At 70.5% G+C, this 18,861-nt stretch carries 16 protein-coding genes, 1 tRNA gene and 1 pseudogene; 9 read left to right on the top strand and 9 right to left on the bottom strand.

Features of this window, described 5'->3' with window-relative positions; genetic code table 11:
- The first annotated feature begins 32 nt into the window (after positions 1–32).
- Positions 33–1,220: an aminotransferase class V-fold PLP-dependent enzyme gene (locus D5S19_RS21380; protein WP_120025139.1), complete on the top strand. Its 1,188-nt coding sequence runs from the start codon at positions 33–35 to the stop codon at positions 1,218–1,220.
- 510 nt (positions 1,221–1,730) lie between these two features.
- Here D5S19_RS21380 and D5S19_RS21375 read toward each other — a convergent pair.
- The 3 genes from D5S19_RS21375 to D5S19_RS21365 all read right to left on the bottom strand — a co-directional run bounded on the left by D5S19_RS21375 (position 1,731) and on the right by D5S19_RS21365 (position 2,810).
- Positions 1,731–1,802, bottom strand: a tRNA-Val gene (locus D5S19_RS21375).
- A 38-nt stretch (positions 1,803–1,840) separates the two neighbouring features.
- Entirely contained in the window at positions 1,841–2,302 is a 462-nt protein-coding gene (locus tag D5S19_RS21370; RefSeq protein ID WP_120025138.1) for a peroxiredoxin, read from the bottom strand.
- A 76-nt stretch (positions 2,303–2,378) separates the two neighbouring features.
- On the bottom strand, positions 2,379–2,810 hold the full coding sequence (locus D5S19_RS21365) for a DUF3052 domain-containing protein (protein ID WP_120025137.1): 432 nt from the start codon (positions 2,808–2,810) through the stop codon (positions 2,379–2,381).
- 352 nt (positions 2,811–3,162) lie between these two features.
- On the opposite strand from D5S19_RS21365, the gene aceE reads away from it, so the two are divergent.
- The 3 genes from aceE (at position 3,163) to D5S19_RS21350 (ending at position 7,626) form a co-directional block, all read left to right on the top strand.
- The gene (gene aceE / locus D5S19_RS21360; RefSeq protein ID WP_120025136.1) at positions 3,163–5,958 is read left to right on the top strand and encodes a pyruvate dehydrogenase (acetyl-transferring), homodimeric type; all 2,796 of its coding nucleotides are present in this window, start codon (positions 3,163–3,165) and stop codon (positions 5,956–5,958) included.
- 103 nt (positions 5,959–6,061) lie between these two features.
- Complete coding sequence (locus D5S19_RS21355; protein ID WP_120025135.1) at positions 6,062–7,273, top strand: alpha-hydroxy acid oxidase; 1,212 nt, start codon at positions 6,062–6,064, stop codon at positions 7,271–7,273.
- Positions 7,274–7,374: 101 nt separating this feature from the next.
- Positions 7,375–7,626: a hypothetical protein gene (locus D5S19_RS21350; protein ID WP_098510645.1), complete on the top strand. Its 252-nt coding sequence runs from the start codon at positions 7,375–7,377 to the stop codon at positions 7,624–7,626.
- A gap of 45 nt (positions 7,627–7,671) precedes the next feature.
- On the opposite strand, the gene D5S19_RS21345 is transcribed toward D5S19_RS21350, so the two are convergent.
- The 4 genes and pseudogenes from D5S19_RS21345 to D5S19_RS21330 form a co-directional block, all read right to left on the bottom strand.
- Positions 7,672–8,322, bottom strand: a complete 651-nt coding sequence (locus D5S19_RS21345; protein WP_120025134.1) for a nicotinamide mononucleotide transporter family protein — start codon at positions 8,320–8,322, stop codon at positions 7,672–7,674.
- A gap of 299 nt (positions 8,323–8,621) precedes the next feature.
- Positions 8,622–9,298, bottom strand: a pseudogene (locus D5S19_RS33260) (mechanosensitive ion channel family protein); the annotation flags it as partial.
- 872 nt (positions 9,299–10,170) lie between these two features.
- A complete protein-coding gene (locus D5S19_RS21335) occupies positions 10,171–11,385 on the bottom strand; it encodes an ABC transporter permease (protein WP_120025133.1) in 1,215 nt (404 codons plus the stop codon).
- 112 nt (positions 11,386–11,497) lie between these two features.
- Positions 11,498–12,418 (bottom strand): ABC transporter ATP-binding protein, encoded by a 921-nt coding sequence (locus D5S19_RS21330; RefSeq protein WP_120025132.1) that lies wholly within the window; start codon positions 12,416–12,418, stop codon positions 11,498–11,500.
- 137 nt (positions 12,419–12,555) lie between these two features.
- Between D5S19_RS21330 and D5S19_RS21325 the strand changes: the two genes are divergently transcribed.
- The 5 genes from D5S19_RS21325 (at position 12,556) to D5S19_RS21305 (ending at position 17,450) form a co-directional block, all read left to right on the top strand.
- A complete protein-coding gene (locus D5S19_RS21325; RefSeq protein ID WP_120025131.1) occupies positions 12,556–13,770 on the top strand; it encodes a PucR family transcriptional regulator in 1,215 nt (404 codons plus the stop codon).
- Positions 13,771–13,928: 158 nt separating this feature from the next.
- Positions 13,929–14,840 (top strand): ACP S-malonyltransferase, encoded by a 912-nt coding sequence (locus tag D5S19_RS21320; RefSeq protein ID WP_120025130.1) that lies wholly within the window; start codon positions 13,929–13,931, stop codon positions 14,838–14,840.
- Positions 14,837–15,820: a beta-ketoacyl-ACP synthase 3 gene (locus tag D5S19_RS21315; RefSeq protein WP_120025129.1), complete on the top strand. Its 984-nt coding sequence runs from the start codon at positions 14,837–14,839 to the stop codon at positions 15,818–15,820. The genes D5S19_RS21320 and D5S19_RS21315 overlap by 4 nt, the downstream gene beginning before the upstream one ends.
- Before the next feature lie 72 nt (positions 15,821–15,892).
- Positions 15,893–16,138: an acyl carrier protein gene (locus D5S19_RS21310; protein WP_120025128.1), complete on the top strand. Its 246-nt coding sequence runs from the start codon at positions 15,893–15,895 to the stop codon at positions 16,136–16,138.
- A gap of 61 nt (positions 16,139–16,199) precedes the next feature.
- On the top strand, positions 16,200–17,450 hold the full coding sequence (locus tag D5S19_RS21305) for a beta-ketoacyl-[acyl-carrier-protein] synthase family protein (protein ID WP_120025127.1): 1,251 nt from the start codon (positions 16,200–16,202) through the stop codon (positions 17,448–17,450).
- 68 nt (positions 17,451–17,518) lie between these two features.
- On the opposite strand, the gene D5S19_RS21300 is transcribed toward D5S19_RS21305, so the two are convergent.
- Both D5S19_RS21300 and D5S19_RS21295 read right to left on the bottom strand, forming a co-directional pair.
- On the bottom strand, positions 17,519–18,133 hold the full coding sequence (locus D5S19_RS21300; protein WP_233574070.1) for a hypothetical protein: 615 nt from the start codon (positions 18,131–18,133) through the stop codon (positions 17,519–17,521).
- A gap of 24 nt (positions 18,134–18,157) precedes the next feature.
- A complete protein-coding gene (locus tag D5S19_RS21295; protein WP_098510655.1) occupies positions 18,158–18,661 on the bottom strand; it encodes a DUF3145 domain-containing protein in 504 nt (167 codons plus the stop codon).
- Positions 18,662–18,861 lie beyond the last annotated feature (200 nt).

Below are 18,861 nucleotides of genomic sequence, written 5' to 3'. Positions count from 1 at the left end.
CATGCAGTAATGTCGTACTGTATTCAGTTCGCATGACCCTCCCTCCGTTCGACGTCACCCGTGCCCGAGCCGACACCCCCGGCTGCGCCGGTGTCACGCACTTCGACAACGCCGGCTCCGCCCTCCCTCCGGCACAGGTCACCGACACGGTCGTGGACTATCTGCGCGATGAGGCGCTACGCGGGGGCTACGAAGCCGAAGCCGCCGCAGCCGATCGGATCGAGGCCGTCTACACGTCGGTCGCCCGGCTGCTCAACGCCGCGCCGGACGACATCGCGCTGACCGACAACGCGACCCGCTCGTGGCAGGCGGTGTTCTACGCACTGTCGTTCGGCGCAGGTGACCGGATCCTCACCTCCCGGGCCGAATACGCCAGCAACGCCATCGCCTACCTGCAGATCGCCCGCCGGACCGGCGCCGTCGTGGAAGTGGTGGACGACGACGAGACCGGCCAGCTGGACGTGGCCGATCTCCGTCGCCGGGTGGACTCGCGGGTGAAGCTGATCGCGGTGAGCCACGTGCCGACGCAGGGCGGACTGGTGAACCCGGCCGAGGAGATCGGGGCCGTGGCCCGCGAGGCGGACATCCCGTTCCTGCTCGACGCCTGCCAGTCCGCCGGGCAGCTCGACCTCGACGTGACCCGGCTCGGCTGCGACGCACTGAGCGCTACCGGCCGCAAGTACCTTCGCGGCCCGCGCGGCACCGGATTCCTGTACGTGCACCCGCGGCTACGCGACCGGCTGGAGCCGGCGACGCTCGACCTGCACTCGGCAACCTGGACTTCACCCACCGAGTACGTGGTCGACCCGACCGCGAAACGCTTCGAGGTGTGGGAACGCGATTTCGCCGCCGTACTCGGCCTGGGCGCCGCAGTGGACTACGCGCTCGACTGGGGCCTGCCCGCAATCGAACGCCGCGTCGCCGCCCTTGCCGCGACCATGCGGGAACGACTCGGCGAACTCGACGGGGTCACCGTCCACGACGCCGGTACGCGCCGATGCGGACTGGTCACCTTCAGCCTGTCCGGCATGGCGTCCTCGGCGGTCAAGCACCGGCTGGCCAAGGCGGGCATCAACACGAGCGTCTCGAACGCGACCTCCGCCCAGTTCGACTTCACCGCCCGGCACCTGCCGAGCCTCGTCCGTGCCTCGGTGCACTACTACAACTCCACCGACGAGATCGACCGGCTGATCGCGGAGGTCGCGGCCCTCGCCCGCTGACGCCACCCGATCGACGCAGTATCTGCGGCGGCCGCCGCCACCTCCTGTGCCACGTACTCCCGTGGAATGCTGCGGCCGGGCCTGTCGAGGGGGCAGGCCCGGCGGGCAGGAAGCGAAAGGCCTCCCGGGCCGGCGTGGGGAACGCAGCTCCGGGAGGCCTTTCGGGTATTCCGGGGGTTCCCGGGACACGGAGTTTCGGGCGGCTCGGCCGATCCGGAGATCACCCGTTTGCCGCACTCCGCGATGTATTCACGGCCGATCCGGGCGCCTCTTGATCATGATCACCCGCACCTGGGGGTGCGCCGGCCGGGCTTGTCGAGGGGGCAGGCCCGGCCAGCGCGCAGGTGGTCCGCTCGCCGCGGATCAACGCCGCCGAGACCGGCCGCAGGGCTCTCGCCCACATTCACCCGGCCATTCACGACGGACCGGCGCGGCAGGTCCACCAGCGGCAGGTCCACAAACACGAACCCCCATCCGGCGAGTACTTCACCGTATGGGGGTTCATCCGGGTGGGCGCAGCAGGGATCGAACCTGCGACCGCTCGGGTGTAAACCGAGTGCTCTCCCGCTGAGCTATGCGCCCGGTCCGGCCGGTCCCCGCGGGGCCCGGCCGGGAGGTCCTCAGGCCAGTGCGGCCACGGCCTTCTTCCACGCCGCCTGGTCGCGGGCCTCGCCCGGCTGGTTGACCTCGGCGAAGCGGACGACACCGGTGGTGTCGATCAGGAAGGTGCCACGCACGGCCAGGCCCGCCTGGTCGTTGAACACGCCGTACTTCCGCGCCACCTCGCCGTGCGGCCAGAAGTCCGAGAGCAGCGGGAACTGGTAGTTCTCCTGCTCGGCCCACACCTTGAGGGAGAACCCCGCGTCGCACGAGACGCCGAGCACCTGGACGCCCTTAGTGTCATAGTCGCTGAACTCGTCGCGCAACTGGCACAGCTCACCGGTGCAGATCCCGCTGAACGCGAACGGGAAGAACACCAGCAGCACCGGCTTGTCGCCCTGGAACTGCGACAGGGTGACCGGCTGCTTGTTGTAGTCGTTGAGCGTGAAGTCCGGGGCCTGCGAACCGACCTCGACGGTCATACCGGCGATTCCTCTCCGAGCGCGAACGTGCCTGCCCGGCCACCCTATCGTGCGCGGTGGGCGGCGGGGCAGGCGCTCAGCGCTGCTTGGCCTTCGAGGACTTCGGCGACACCAGCCTGCTGCCGAGCCAATCCCCCACGCTGATGTTGGCGGTCTGGGCGAGCCCCACCTGGGGGACCGCCTCGGCGATCTCACTCGGCTCGACGTGCCCGGGCTGGCCGGTCTTGGGCGTCAGCACCCAGATCACCCCGTTCTCGTCCAGCGGACCGCGGGCGTCGACCAGAGCATCGCCCAGATCACCGTCCCCGTCGCGCCACCAGAGCAGGACCACGTCGATGACCTCGTCGGCGTCCTCGTCGAGGAGCTCCGCCCCGATCGTGTCCTCGATCGCCGCGCGGATGTCGTCGTCGACATCCTCGTCCCAGCCGATCTCCTGGACCACCATGTCCGGCTTGATGCCAAGCCTCTCGGCGACGCTGGCGTTGCCTGCGTCTCCCGCGGCGACCACTGCTTCCACTCCTCCAACTACGACGGAGCGCGGCGGGGGAACCGCCGCACTCGGATACACGGTTGCCGATAGCGAACACTGGTGCGGCGCTGTGCGCAACCGTCCACACCGGATCTTTCGCAAGTCGTGTCGCAGCACAGCGCCCCGGACCCCCGCTGAACCACCCTCCGGAGTGCCCTCCTTTAGGGTGGGAGGAGAGAAACGCGCGCGTGATACACCGCACGTGGGGAGTGGGGTACCCGGGGCGACTCTTGTTACCGAACAGTAGCGGTGACGGGCGCCGGTCCGGGGACGACGATGGAAGTCGGCGAGCACTCCCGCCCACCAGCACGACCAGCTACAAGGAGACCCCTTGGCCCCGCAGAACGACGGCGCCTCCGGCAAGGAGACCCCGGCTCGCGTACGCGTCATCCGTGACGGACTCGCGGCGCACCTGCCCGACATCGATCCGGAGGAGACCGCCGAGTGGCTGGACTCCTTCGACGAAGCGCTGGCCCGGGGTGGCCGGCAGCGCGCCCGTTACCTGATGCTCCGGATCCTGGAGCGGGCCCGGGAGCGCAACGTAGGGGTCCCGGCACTGACGTCGACCGACTACGTCAACACCATCCCCACCGAGAACGAGCCCTGGTTCCCCGGCGACGAGGAGATCGAGCGCCGCTACCGCCGCTACATCCGGTGGAACGCGGCGATCATGGTGCACCGGGCGCAGCGGCCGGGCGTCGGCGTGGGCGGGCACATCTCCACCTACGCCTCCTCCGCCGCGCTGTACGAGGTGGGGTTCAACCACTTCTTCCGCGGCAAGGACCACTCCGGCGGCGGCGACCAGGTCTACTTCCAGGGCCACGCCTCCCCCGGCATGTATGCCCGCGCGTTCCTCGAAGGACGGCTGTCCGAGCAGCAGCTCGACGGGTTCCGCCAGGAGTACAGCCACGCCGGTGAGGGCGGCGGCCTGCCCTCCTACCCGCACCCGCGGCTGATGCCGGAGTTCTGGGAGAACCCGACGGTCTCCATGGGCCTGGGCCCGATGAACGCGATCTACCAAGCGCGGTTCAACCGCTACCTGCGCGACCGCGGCCTCAAGGACACCTCCGACCAGCACGTGTGGGCCTTCCTCGGCGACGGCGAGATGGACGAGCCGGAATCGCGCGGGCTGATCCACGTGGCCGCGGGCGAGGGCCTGGACAACCTGACCTTCGTGATCAACTGCAACCTGCAGCGCCTGGACGGGCCGGTGCGCGGGAACGGCAAGATCATCCAGGAGCTGGAGTCCTACTTCCGCGGCGCGGGCTGGAACGTGATCAAGGTCATCTGGGGCCGGGAGTGGGACGCGCTGCTCTCCGCCGACCGCGACGGCGCGCTGGTCAACCTGATGAACGTGACCCCGGACGGCGACTACCAGACCTACAAGGCCAACGACGGCGCTTTCGTCCGCGAGCACTTCTTCGGCCGCGACCCGCGGACGAAGGAGCTGGTCAAGGACCTCTCCGACGCCGACGTCTGGAACCTCAAGCGCGGCGGGCACGACTACCGCAAGGTGTACGCGGCGTACAAGGCGGCGATGGAGCACCACGGCCAGCCGACGGTGATCCTGGCGCACACCATCAAGGGCTACGGCCTCGGCCCGTCGTTCGAGGGCCGCAACGCCACGCACCAGATGAAGAAGCTCACACTCGACGACCTGAAGCTGTTCCGGGACGCGCAGCGGATCCCGATCAGCGACGAGGAGCTGGAGCGCGACCCGAAGCTGCCGCCGTACTACCACCCTGGCCCGGATTCGCCGGAGATCCAGTACCTGATCGGCCGCCGCCGCGCGCTCGGCGGGTACCTGCCCGAGCGCCGGCCGAAGGCGGCCAAGGCACTGGTGCTGCCCGGCGACAAGATCTACGAGGGCATCCGCAAGGGCTCGGGCAAGCAGGAGGTCGCCACCACGATGGCGTTCGTCCGGCTGGTCCGCGAGCTGGCCAAGGACTCCGAGATCGGCAAGCGCGTGGTGCCGATCATCCCGGACGAGGCACGCACCTTCGGGCTGGACTCGATGTTCCCCACAGCCAAGATCTACAACCCGCACGGCCAGACCTACACCTCGGTCGACGCGAGCCTGATGCTGGCCTACAAGGAGTCGGAGAAGGGCCAGCTGCTGCACGAGGGCATCAACGAGGCCGGCTCCACCGCGTCGTTCACCGCCGTCGGCACGTCCTACGCCACACACGGCGAGCCGATGATCCCGATCTACATCTTCTACTCGATGTTCGGGTTCCAGCGCACCGGCGACGGCCTGTACGCGGCGGCGGACCAGATGGCCCGCGGGTTCGTGCTCGGCGCCACCGCCGGGCGCACCACGCTGACCGGTGAGGGCCTGCAGCACGCGGACGGGCACTCGCTGCTGCTGGCCGCGACGAACCCGGCCGTGGTGGCCTATGACCCGGCCTACTCGTTCGAGATCGCGCACATCGTCAAGGACGGCCTGCGCCGGATGTACGGCGACACCGGGCCGGACGGCAACGGCGAGAACGTGTTCTATTACATGACCATCTACAACGAGCCGTACCAGCAGCCGGCCGAGCCGGAGAACCTCGACGTGGACGGTCTGCTCAGGGGCCTGTACCGCTACGCCGAGGCCCCCGCGGGCGACGGCCCGGAGGTGCAGATCCTGGTCTCCGGCGTGACCATGCCGGACGCGCTGAAGGCGCAGCGGCTGCTGGCCGAGGATTGGGGCGTGCGGGCCGCGGTGTGGTCGGCCACGTCGTGGGGCGAGCTGCGCCGCGAGGCGGTCGCGGCCGACCACGACAACCTGCTGTACCCGGGCGACTCGCCGCGCGTGCCGTACGTCACGCGGAAGCTGTCCGGGGCGGCCGGGCCGGTCGTGGCGGTGTCGGACTGGATGCGCGCGGTGCCGGACATGATCCGCCCGTGGGTGCCCACCGACATGCTCACGCTCGGCACGGACGGATTCGGCTTCTCCGACACCCGCCCGGCTGCGCGGCGTAAGTTCCTGGTGGACGCCGAGTCGATCACCGTCGGCGCGCTGTCCGCGCTCGCCGCGCGCGGGGAGTTCGACCGGGCTCGGGTCGCCGACGCCGCCCACCGCTACCGGATCGACGATGTCACGGCCGCCGGGCCGCAGACCTCGGACTCCGGCAGCGCGTAACACCAGCGAGAATGCTGTGAAGGGTCCCTTCACGGACGCTGAGTCCGTGAAGGGACCCTTCACAGCCATCGCGAAACGGTGACCTGAGGAAGGGTGATCGAGCGTGCCCCAGCGCCGCCTGCCCCGGCCGAGCGAGCTCAAGCAGATCCTGCGGCCGAAGCCGATCGTGCTCGACCCGACGGACCGGCGGCTGGGCGCCGCGCACACGATCGCCGACCTGCGCACGGCCGCGCGCAAACGCACCCCGCGGGCGGCGTTCGACTACGCCGACGGCGCGGCCGAGCTGGAGGACAGCCTCCTGCGGGCACGGCAGGCCTACCGGCGCGTGGAATTCCATCCGAACGTGCTGCGCGGAGTGTCCGATGTGGACACCAGCACGGAGATCCTCGGCGAGCGCGCGGAGCTGCCGTTCGCCTTCGCCCCCACCGGGTTCACGCGGATGATGCAGCACGAGGGCGAGTGCGCGGTGGGCCGGGTGGCCCAGCGCAACGGCATCCCGATGAGCCTGTCGACCATGGCCACCGCCTCGATCGAGGACCTCGCCGCGGCCGCGCCGCACGCGCGCAAGTGGTTCCAGCTCTATGTCTGGCGAGACCACGGCGCGGGCGAGGACCTGATGAACCGGGCTTGGGACAGCGGCTACGACACGCTGCTGCTGACCGTCGACACGCCCGTCGCCGGCGCCCGGATGCGCGACGTGCGCAACGGTCTCACCATTCCCCCGGCGCTGACCCTGAAGACCTTCGCCGACGGCGCGCTGCACCCCGCCTGGTGGTTCAACCTGCTCACCACCGAACCGCTCAGTTTCGCTTCGCTGAGCCATTTCGACGGCACCGTCGCGGAGCTGCTGGAGAAGCTGTTCGATCCGACGCTGGACTACGGCGACCTCGACTGGGTCCGCCGCACCTGGCCGGGAAAGCTCGTGGTCAAGGGCGTGCAGAACGTGGACGACGCCCGCGAGATGGTGCGCCACGGCGCGGACGGGATCGTGCTGTCCAACCACGGCGGCCGTCAGCTCGACCGCGCGCCGACGCCGATCGAGCTGCTGCCCGCGGTCCTCGACGCCGTCGAAGGCGCCGCCGAGGTCTGGGTGGACACCGGCATTCTCTCCGGCGGCGACATCGTGGCCGCGCTCGCCCGCGGGGCGGACGCGGTGCTGATCGGCCGCGCCTTCCTGTATGGCCTCATGGCGGGCGGCGAACGCGGCGTACAGCGTTGCGTGGACATCCTGCGTACGGAGCTGATCCGTACGATGCAGCTGCTCGGCGTCCGCCGGATTCAGGATCTGCGCCCTTCGCACGCGACGCTTCGCTGACCTGCGACGACCTAGGCCATTAGAGGGAACCCGGCAGCGTTCCCGTATCCAGTGATGTTCATCACGTCTCTTACCCGACGGTACGACGAAGGGGGAACGCGATGATCACCGAGCTGAGCGGCCGGGCACTCGCGATGCTGCGCGCGGTCGCGGCCGGGCGCGCCGAGCTGACCTGCAGCTGTGAGCCCGATCTGCGGGTGGACGGCCTGCCCTGCTGCGACCAGCCGGCGGCACACGCACTCGCGCGGGATGGCCTGATCCGCGCACACGACGCGGTCGGGGCCGGGCAGTGGACCCGGGCCGAGCTGACCGACGACGGCCTGCTGGCACTCGGCCTGCCGCGCGCCTGCTGAATTCTGCTGATCGTTGCCGGACGGAAAAGCCTTGCCCGGCAACGATCAGTGTCCAGCACGGTCGGCCGCCGTGGTGACCTGCTCCGGTGCGCGGACCCGCCGGGCCGACCGGCTCCAGCTGATCCAGCCGTGCACGACCAGCCCGGTGAAGACGAGGTAGATGGCGGCCGAGAAGTACAACCCGGAGCTGATCTGCAGGGGCACGCCGATCGCGTCGACCACCAGCCAGACACCCCAGAACTCGACCAGCCCGACGCCCTGCGCGGCGAACGCGACCAGCGTGCCGACGAAGATCGCGGCGTCCGGCCACGGCGCCCACGAGGCGTCGAGCGCCTGGAGCGCGAGCGCCAACGCGACCGTGCCCACGGCCAACGCGGCCAGCATCGCGGCCCGCTCGGTCCACCGGCCCGTGCGCACGACCACGCCGTAAACCGGATCACTGCGCCGGTGCCAGGCCCACCAGCCGTAGAGCGAGATGAGCAGGATGGCGATCTGCCGGCCGGCCAGCCCGCCGAGGTGCGCGGAAGCGTGGACCGAGAACAGCAGCACGGTCGCCGCGACCTGCACCGGCCAGGTCCAGAGCGTGCGCCGCTCGGCAAGGAACACCACGGCCAGCGCGAACAGCTGACCGGCCAGCTCCGCGATCGAGATCCACTGGCCCAGCACGGTCACCCCGTGGTGCAGCAGGAAATCCACGTCCGCCCCTTCCGTCCTGGGGACGCCAACATCCTGCCCGGCAAGACCATTCCCGCGAAACCGTGCGGTGACAGGCATTCCCGCCTCGCGGGACGGCCGGAGGTCCTGCACCCGCCCTGGCACCGGACCTCCGCCGGGTCACCGCCCGTCGGGATTGAATCCGGATGGCGATGTGGGCGGCTCCTCCGTACGCCCGCCTGCTTCGCCCAGGCCGGAACTCTGCGGGTACGCCGCGGCCGGGGCCTCATGGGCACCCGCTTTTGCCGACGCGGCAACCGGTTCACGGCCTCGCCGCGGGCACCGTCACCGGAGCCGATCTGGCCCTGCAGAGCGCCAAGCCAGCCGCCCCAGCGTTCCTGCGCGGGCTTGATCAGGCCGCCGCCGAAGCCGACGACCAGCACGCCGGCGACGGTGGCGAGCACCGCGATCATCAGCACCGGCCCGGTCACCGTGGTCGCGATGTTCACCTGGCCCAGCGCGGCGATGATGCCGAACGCCATGATCAGCCAGTAAGCGATCGTGGCGAGCAGCCGACCGGCGGGGGGCCGCCAGCGCCGAGGCGGCCATGTCCCGCACCACCTTTGGCGATCGCCGCGGCCACCACGATCGGCACCAGCGCCACCAGGATCCGCGGCAGGAACGCGATGATGTCGTTGAGCAGCGAACTGACCGGATTCGACGAACCGAACACGCCGAACGCCAGCTGCAACGCGATCAGCAGAATGAAGGAGTAGACGAGTTTGACCAGCAGCAGGCCCGGATCGGCATTCGCCTGCCGCAGCATTCCGGTCAGCCCGGTCTTCTCCACCATCCGCCCGAAACCGAGCTTTCCGAGAACGATCTCGAGCGCCTTGGACACGGCTTTCGCGATCAGCCAGCCGATCAGCAGGATGATCAGAAAACCCACGAGTCTCGGGACGAACGTGGCGACCAGATTCCAGGCCTGCCCGAGTCCGTCCTTCGGTTGCTGACCCACGTCGGCTCCCTTCGCCGTGTTTCGGCCGTGGACGCACAAGAGGTACCCAGCCGGAGGAAGTGCTGTGCGCCACGATCGAGTGAGACGACTGGCGCGAGAAGATCAATCACCGCCATACTTGTCCTACCGGTGGGGACCGGGGAGACGAGGCCGTCCGGCGCGGCGAAAACCGCAAGCGCCGGGCGGCCTCGAGCATTTCCGCACAGAAATTCGCCGGGATATCGCTTTCGCGGACCGGCGCACGGACTCGCTTTTCCGCTCCGACCGGCGCCGATGTGCCGACGGTCGGACCCGCGATCTGCGCCGAACGGAGCACGAATGTGCTCCGGCGGCGAGGACAAATGGTGGATTCGGCCGGGCACGGCCCGGTCAATCGGTCATTTCAGACATTCCCTGGTCCGGGCAGACGCGGACCGGGGAGCAGGACGGGATGCCGGGAATCGTCACGGATACCGGACATCCGGCGCCCAGATCAAACGAGCGCCGGCGCCGACCGAACGGCGGATACCGAACGTCCCGTACCCGGACCAAGTGAGCGGGCACCGGCGCCGACCGGACGGCGGATACCGAAGGTCCCGTACCCGGACCAAGTGAGCGGGCACCGGCGCCGACCGGACGGCGGATACCGAACGTCCGGTGCCCAGACCAAGCGAGCAGCCCCGGAGCCGGGCAACGCGGATACCGAACATCCGTGCCGGCCCGCATCCGGAACCGGCCACCACCGCAACCGAGCGAAACCGTGCGCGGCGGCCACCCGGACCCCCACCACCGAATCAGTCCTCCGGGACGCCGGACCGAGACACCGCACCGAAACCCCCGGACACAGGCCGGCCACCCCGCAGCAGCGAAGTGGCCGGTCCGGGTAAGGCGCGTCAGGCGGCGCGCAGGGCGTCGCGGAGTTTGACCTTCGCGCCGGTGCGCATCACCGCGTTGCGGTAAATGCGCGCGGCCAGCCAGATCAGCGCCGGGATCAGCAGCACCACCAGGCCCACCGACACCACCGCTTCCCACACCGGCACGCCGCCCATCGACAACCGCATCGGCATCAGGGTCGGGGCGAAGACCGGGATCACCGACAGCACCTCGGCGAGACGGCTCGACGGATCCGAGGGCAGCACCGAGATCCCCACCACGTAGCCGGCGATCATCAGCAGCAGCGCGGGCATCGTGGCCCCGCCGACGTCCTCCTGCCGGGACACGAGCGCGCCCAGCGCGGCGAACACGACCGCGTACATGAAGAACCCGAGCAGATACCAGACGACGAGCCACACCACCGTCCCGACGGCGGCGGACACCGAGATCGTCAACACCCCCAGGCCCAGGCCGGCGGCCAGGCCGACCACCCCGATCGCGAGCATCTGGATCAGCCCCACCACACCGATCCCGAGCACCTTCCCGGCCATCAGCTGCCACGGCTTGACGGTGGACAGCAGCAGCTCGACCACCCGGGAGGTCTTCTCCTCCACCACCCCCTGCGACACCATCTGGCCGTTGAGCATCAGCGAGAAGTAGATCAGGATGCCCGCGACGATGCCGAGGATCAACTGCTGGCTGTCGTAGTCGTAGGGCTTCTCCAGCGGCGGCAGTTCGTCGATCGCCGCACTCGCCATCGCCCGCTGCACCACGGCCGGATCCTGGTGCAGCGAACGGATCGACTGCTCCAGCGCGACCTGCCGGGCCAGCACACCGAGGGTGTTCGCCAGCTTGGCGTCCAGCGTCTTCTTGACCTGGACGTGCACCTGCCGCGCATCCTGCACCAGCAACGCGTCGAGCGAGCCGTCGCGCAGCTTCGCCACGCCGGTCGCCTGGTCGGGCACCTGCTCGGTGGCGACCTTCTGATCGAGCGACTTCGCGGTCTCGACCAGCGGCGCGGACAGCGGGGCCGCGGCGGGCACGTAGCCCACCGTCGCGTCCGCGGAGCCGCCTCCGCTGATCAGTTTGAACACCACGGCCACCGCGACCACCATCAGCAGCAGGACCAGCGTGGTGATCCGGTAGGCCTTCGACCGCACACGGGTACTGATCTCCCGCGAGGCCACCAGCCCCACCGCGGACACCGGGCTCATCCGGACATCGGGCGCACTCATGCCGCCTCCCAAACGGACTCGGCAAGCCGCGACTGTGACACCACATCGGCCAGGCATGGTGTCCATGATTCGGACCTGCAAGCAGTCCTCATGCCGCCGCTTGACAAAAACATTAGGCAGCCTCCTGGTGCCCGCTCACCACGGAGCGGAACAGATCGGTCAGCGACGGCTGTTTCCGGGTGAACTCCCGCACCGGGCCGGTGTCCAGCGCGACCCGCAACACGGCCTGGTCGTCGCCGCCCTCACCCAGTTCGAGTTCGGTCACGTCGCCTTCGCGGCCGAGCACCCGTACCCCGGGCAACGCGGTCGCCCAGTCCGGCGGCGCGGCCGGCGCGTCCACCAGCAGCCGGATCGCCCCGCCCGCGACGGAACGCAGCTCCGGCACCGAACCGCAGGCCTCCATCCGGCCATTGCGGACGATGCCGATCCGGTCACACAGCCGTTCCACGAGATCCAGCTGGTGACTGGAGAAGACCACCGGCACGCCCTCGGCCGCCTTCTCCCGCAGCACCCCGCTCATCACGTCCACCGCCACCGGGTCGAGACCGGAGAACGGTTCGTCCAGCACCAAGATCCGCGGCTCGTGCACCAGCGCCGCGGCCAGCTGCACGCGCTGCTGGTTGCCGAGGCTGAGCTTCTCCACCTCGTCGTCGCGGCGCGCGGCCACGCCGAGCCGTTCGGTCCACTTCCCGGCGGACGCCTTCGCCTCACCCGCGGCCATCCCGTGCAGCCGGGCCAGGTAGGTCAGCTGCTCCCCCACCTTCATCTTCGGGTACAGGCCGCGCTCCTCCGGCATGTACCCGATGTGCCGGCGGGTCTCGTGCGTGATCCGCTCCCCCGCATAGCGCACCTCGCCGGCGTCGGCGCTCAGCACGCCGAGGGCGATCCGCATGGTGGTCGTCTTGCCCGCGCCGTTGCTGCCCACGAAGCCGAACAGCTCGCCGGGCCGCACGTCGAACGTCATCTGCTGCAGCGCCACCACGGCGCCGTACTTCTTGGAGATCCCGTCGATCTCCAATCCGGGCTCTGCCATCGCCCTCCCCTTCACTCGGCCTGGAGCAGTGCACTCCGCCCCAGGTCGAGATCGTAGGGTTGTTCCGGCCCGCCCGCCCGCATTCCGCGATTGTGCGTCCGCCGCCGAAAGGTGCGGCCCCGTAGGATCGGGCCGACATGGCTGAGACGAACGGCGGGCGCCAGGTGCCCAAGCACCACGGGCTGTCCGCGAAGACCCTGCGCAGGCTGGAGCATGCGTCCGGACGGCTGGCGAGCGCCAGCGTCGCGGCCATGGAGCAGCGGCTGGTGTGGTTCGGCAGGCTGTCCGCCGACCAGCGCGCCAGCGTCCTGCTCATCACGCAGACCGGCGCCTCCGGGTTCGTCCGCTGGCTGCGTGATTCCAAAGAGGCCCTGAAGCTGACCACCGAGGCGTTCCGCGACGCGCCCGCCGAGCTGTCCCGCTGGATCAGCCTGCGCCAGGCGGTCGGCATGGTCCGGCTGGCGATCGAGGTGTTCGAGGAGGAACTCCCGGCCTTCGCCGCGAACGAGACCGAACGCGCCGCGCTGATCGAGGGGATCCTGCGCTACGGCCGGGAAATCGCGTTCGCCGCGGCCAATTCCTACGCCGCCGCGGCGGAAGCCCGCGGTGCCTGGGACGCCCGGCTGGAGGCACTCGTCGTGGACGGCATCGTCCGCGGGGACGACGAGGAGGCGGTGCTGTCCCGCGCCGCCGCGCTGGGCTGGGATCCGGCGGGAGTGGCGACCGTGCTGGTGGGCAATCCGCCGTCGGAGGACGCGCCCACGGTGGTGTTCGAGGTGCGCGCCCGCGCCGCCCGGGTCGGCCGTCCGGTGTTGCTGTCGGTCCAGGGTTCCCGGCTGGTGCTGGTGATCGGCGGGACCACCGAGGGCGGGCCGAAGGAGCGCGAGATCCTTACCCGGATGTCCACTGTGTTCGCCGACGGACCCGTGGTGGCCGGCCCGACCGTGCCCACCCTCGCCGAAGCGCACCACAGCGCGGCCGAAGCGCTGTCCGGGCTGCGGGCGGTGGTCGGCTGGCCCGGCGCGCCCCGTCCGGTGCGGTCCGCCGAGCTGCTGCCCGAACGCGCCCTCTCCGGCGACCCCGGCGCGGAACGCCTGCTCGTGGACCAGATCGCCCGGCCCTTGGAGGAGGCGGGCGCGGCGCTGCAGCGCACCGTGGAGACCTATCTGGACAACGGCGGTGTCCTGGAACGCTGCGCGCAGGCGTTGTTCGTGCACCCCAACACCGTCCGCTACCGGCTCCGCAAGGCCGCCGACGTGACCGGCCGCAACCCCACCGACCCGCGCGACGCGCTGGTCCTGCGGATCGCGCTGACGGTCGGGCGATTGGCCCGCAGCCGCGGGCTGTGGTGACCGACTTCACGGCGAGCGCTGGTTGAATCCCACAAGGCAAATGAGCTAAGGACCAGGATCCCTCCCGGGTCTTTGGAGGTATCCTCCAATAACCTCGCACGGACTTGGTGACCGCCCGCATCTGAAGGCCCGGCCACTCCCGTGGTCTCATAGACACCGTGACAGCTGCAGTCCTCTCACCCGGCCAGGGTTCCCAGGCCCCCGGCATGCTCACTCCGTGGCTCGAACTCGACGACGCCCGCGCGCGCGTCGGGCAGTGGTCCGACCGCGCCGGGCTCGACCTGCTCCGGCTCGGCACGGAAGCCGGCGCCGAGGAGATCCAGGACACCGCGGTCGCGCAGCCGCTGATCGTCGCGCTTTCCCTGCTCACCGCGCAGTACCTGCCACTGCCCGACGGCGCGCCGGTGGCCGGGCACTCCGTGGGCGAACTGGCCGCCGCCGCGATCGCCGGGGTGCTCTCCCCGGCCGACGCGGTCGCGCTGGCCGCGGTCCGCGGCGCCGAGATGGCCAAGGCCTGCGCGCTCGAACCGACCTCGATGGCCGCGGTGATGCTCGGCGATCCGGACGAGGTCACCGCCTGGCTCGAAGGACAGGACCTGATCGCGGCCAACCGCAACGGCGCGGGCCAGATCGTGGCCTCCGGCGCGGCCGCGGCGATCGAGCGGATCGTCGCCGAACCCCTTGCCGGCACGAAGATCCGTGCCCTCAAGGTGGCGGGAGCCTTCCACACGCCGTACATGGCGCCCGCGGAAGACGCCCTGCGCGAGCACGCCGCCGGCCTCACCCCGGCCGACCCGGTGCGCCCGCTGCTGTCCAATGCCGACGGTGAGGTCGTCACCAGTGGCGCGGAGTACCTGCGGCGGCTGGTCGCCCAGGTGACCCGCCCGGTCCGCTGGGACCTGACCATGGCCGGGCTCGCCGCGCTCGGCGTGACCCGCACCGTCGAACTCGCGCCCGCAGGCACCCTGACCGGACTGGTCAAGCGGCAGCTCAAGGGCGTGGTCACCACTACCACCGCGCTGAAGTCGCCGGCCGAGTTGGCCGCGCTGCGCGAGGAGGACGCCCTGTGACCGACCGTCCCCGCCTGCGCCAGACCACCGGCCCGGCCGCCACCCGGATCCTCGGCTTCGGCAGCCACCAGCCGGACCGGGTCGTCACCAACGACGACCTGTCGCAGTTCATGGACACCAACGACCAGTGGATCCGCGAACGGGTCGGCATCATCGAGCGCCGGTTCGGGGAGAAGGACGAGACGCTGGTCGACTACGCGGTCGCCGCGGGTGCCGCCGCGCTCGCCGACGCCGGGGTCGAGCCGTCCGAAGTGGACACGGTGATCGTGCCCAACTGCACCATGCCCTCGCCGATCCCGAACGGCGCGGGCCAGATCGCCGCGCGGCTGGGCATCCCGGAGCCCGGCGCGTTCGACCTGAACGCGGCCTGCGCCGGATTCTGCTACGGCCTCGGCCTCGCCTCGGACCTGGTGCGCGGCGGGTCCGCGCGCAAGGTGCTGGTGATCGGCTCGGAGAAGCTCACCGATTCGATCGACCCGACCGACCGCGCGAACGCGATCATCTTCGCCGACGGCGCGGGCGCGGCGGTGGTCGGCGCGGCCGACGAACCCGCCATCGGACCGGTGGTGTGGGGCAGCGCGGGCGATCTCGCCGACCTGATCTACATGCGCGAGCACCGCTACATCTACCAGGAGGGCCAGTCGGTCTTCCGCTGGGCGACCACGCAGATCGCGCCGATCGCGATGCGCGCGCTGGAAGCCGCCGGGCTGCGGCCCGCCGATGTGGACGTGCTCGTGCCGCATCAGGCGAACCTGCGCATCGTCGAATCGATCGCGAAGAAGCTGCGGGCCAAGGGCGCCCGCGAGGACCTGGTGGTCGCCGACGACATCAGGTACTCGGGCAACACCTCGTCCGCCTCGATCCCGATGGCACTGGACCACATGCGCAAGGCGGGCACCGTGCACCCCGGCGACGTGGTGCTGGCGGTCGGCTTCGGGGCCGGGCTGTCCTATGCCGGGCAGGTCTTCGTCCTGCCCTGAGTGGATACTTCCCCCGCGGGCGCCGTGCCCGCGGGGTGGACCTCTGGAAGAACCGAGAAGGGAACAACACCGATGGCTGAGAACGCTGCGATCCTCGAGGGCCTCGCCGAGATCGTCGAAGAGGTCGCCGGGGTCGCTCAGGACGACGTCACCGCCGAGAAGTCCTTCGTGGACGATCTCGACATCGACTCGCTGTCCATGGTCGAGATCGCCGTGCAGGCCGAGGACCGCTTCGGCGTCAAGATCCCGGACGACGAGCTGGCCAACCTCAAGACCGTGGGCGACGCGGTGAACTACGTGGCCGCCAACGCGAAGTAAGACCCTCTTCGCACCCGGGCCGGGACGTCCCGGCCCGGTGCCGACTTCGGGGAGATTCTCCATGAGCAACATCGACGTCGTGATCACCGGTATGGGGGCCACCACCCCGCTGGGCGGGGACGTCGCGTCCACCTGGGACGGCCTGCTGGCCGGCCGCAGCGGGATCCGCACCCTTCAGGCCGACTGGGTCGAGGAGCTGGATCTGCCGGTGCGGATCGGGGCCACGCTCGCGGTCGAGCCCACCGAGATCCTGCCGCGCGTGCAGGCCCGCAGGCTCGACCGCTGCGAGCAGGTCGCCCTGATCGCGGCCCGGCAGGCCTGGTCGGACGCCGGATTCGCGCCGCAGACCGACGAGCACACCGACGTCGAGCCGGAGCGCCTCGGCGTGTCCCTCGGCACCGGTGTCGGCGGCCCGGTCACCCTGCTGAACCAGAACGATCTGCTGCGCAAGCACGGTCTGCGCAAGGTATCGCCGCTGACCGTGCCGATGCTGATGCCCAATGGGCCGGCCGCGCACGTCAGCATCGACGTCAAGGCCCGCGCCGGCGTGCATTCGCCCGCTTCGGCCTGTGCCTCCGGTGCCGAGGGCATCGCGACCGGCTTCGAGATGATCCGGTCCGGGCGGGCCGACGTGGTCGTGGCCGGCGGCGCCGAGGCGTGCATCCACCCGATCACCCTCGGTGGCTTCGCACAGGCGCGCACGGTGTCCACCCGCAACGACGACCCGGCGGCCGCGTCCCGGCCGTTCGACGTCAGCCGGGACGGCTTCGTGCTCGGCGAGGGCTCGGGCGTCGTGGTGCTCGAACGCGCCGACCGGGCACGGGCCCGTGGCGCGCGGATCTACGCCAGGCTGGCCGGCTACGGGATCACCTCGGACGCCTACCACATCACCGGCAACCACCCGGACGGCATCGGGCAGATCGCGGCGATGCGCGCGGCGATGACGATGGCCGGGCTCTCCCCCGCCGACATCGGCCACGTGAACGCGCACGCGACGTCCACTGTGGTCGGTGACATCGGCGAGGCGGCCGCGATCCGGACCGCGATCGGCGACCACCCGGTGGTCACCGCCCCGAAGGGCGCGCTCGGCCACCTGGTCGGCGGGGCCGGTGCGGTCGAGGGCATCACCACGGTGCTGGCCCTGGCCGAGGGCGTGGTGCCGGCCACCCTGAACCTGACGGAACTCGATCCGAAGGTGCAGCTCGACGTGGTCGCCGGCGAGAACCGCAAGGTCGAGCTGACCGCGGCGATCAGCAACTCGTTCGGATTCGGCGGGCACAACACCGCGCTGCTGTTCACCCCGGCGTCCTGAAGCCGGCCCGGTACCACGAAAAAGGGGCGGCCCTTCCACGATGGGAGGGTCGCCCTTTTTCGCGTGGGTCAGCAGCGTTCGCGCTCGACGCCGGAGCCGGAGCCGGAGCCGGAGCCGGACTGCACGATGTCGATCCGGTATCCCCCGCCTTCGATCCGCATCGGCAGCTCGAGCCGCCAGCGGATGCACGGGTACTGGAAGTTCGCGGGCGCTTCGTCGATCGACTGGGTACTGGTGAATCCGACGAGCACGCTCAGCGAGTTGTCCGCCGCCTCTTCGATCCGGTAGACCAGGATGCTGCCGTCCTTGGTGGACCGGAACTCGGTGTGCCACGCGCTCTGCGAGGTGTTCTGGATCCGGGCCGTGGTGACCGTCTGGCGCCACATCGCGTAGTTCTTCGCGTTCAGCGCGTCGAAGTAGGTCTGCAGCACCGCGAGCACGGCCTGGCCGGCCGGATGGCCCGCCACGTCCGGGGTGATCTCGACCCGCCCCGAGCCGGGCTCGCTGCGCGAATCGTGCGAAGTGGACGATGGCACGGTGATCGGCATGACGCCGGACTGCACGTCGTCCGCGCTGGTGTGGTACAGCTCCCGGGCGACCAGCCCGCCGGCGACGGTCACCGACAGCACCACGACGAGCACGGGGATCAGCCATCGCTGGCGGGACGGCGATTGGGCGCTCACCCGCGTGAGGGTACCGCGCCCGGATCACCCCACCTGGTGCAGCCAGGTGACCGGGGCGCCGTCGCCCGCGTGCCGGTAGGGCTCGAGCGCCTCGTCCCAGGCCGCGGCGAGCAGCTCGTCCAGCTTGTGCGCCAGCGATTCACCCCCGCGGGTCATGGTGACGAGCGCGCGCAGCTGGTCCTCGCCGACCACGATGTCGCCGTTCGCGCTGGTCCGCCCGTGCCACAGGCCGAGTCCGGGCGCGAAGCAGAAGCGCTCGCCGTCGACGCCGGCGCTGGGTTCCTCGGTGACTTCAAAGCGCAGCATGGGCCAGGCCTTGAGCGCGGCGACCAGCTTGCCGCCGGTGCCCGCGGGCGCGCGCCAGCTGCATTCGGCACGCAGCTGGCCGGGACTGGCCGGCTGTGCCGTCCACTTCAGCTCGGCGCGGGCCCCCAGGGTGCCCGAAATAGCCCACTCGACGTGCGGACATACCGCAGACGGCGACGAGTGGACGTACACCACGCCTCGGGTGTTGCCACGGGTGCTCACTGCTGACCTCCGCTTGTTCGACGAGGGACGTCTTCCCCTACGACCTCTCGAACTGCGCAGGCGCCCGGCCACCGCGGTTACCCCGACTGTGTAGCACATTCTGCACCCCGGCAGTGGCGTTTGGCCACACGAACCCCACAAGTCGCAGGGGAACCCCCATTGAGGTGAGGCACGCCGACGCGCGCTCGCGTACCACGTTC

This window comes from Amycolatopsis panacis (assembly GCF_003600245.1).
Taxonomy (GTDB): domain Bacteria; phylum Actinomycetota; class Actinomycetes; order Mycobacteriales; family Pseudonocardiaceae; genus Amycolatopsis; species Amycolatopsis sulphurea.
The sequence above is the reverse complement of the archived record's forward strand: the minus strand, read 5'-3'. Positions and strand labels throughout refer to the sequence as shown.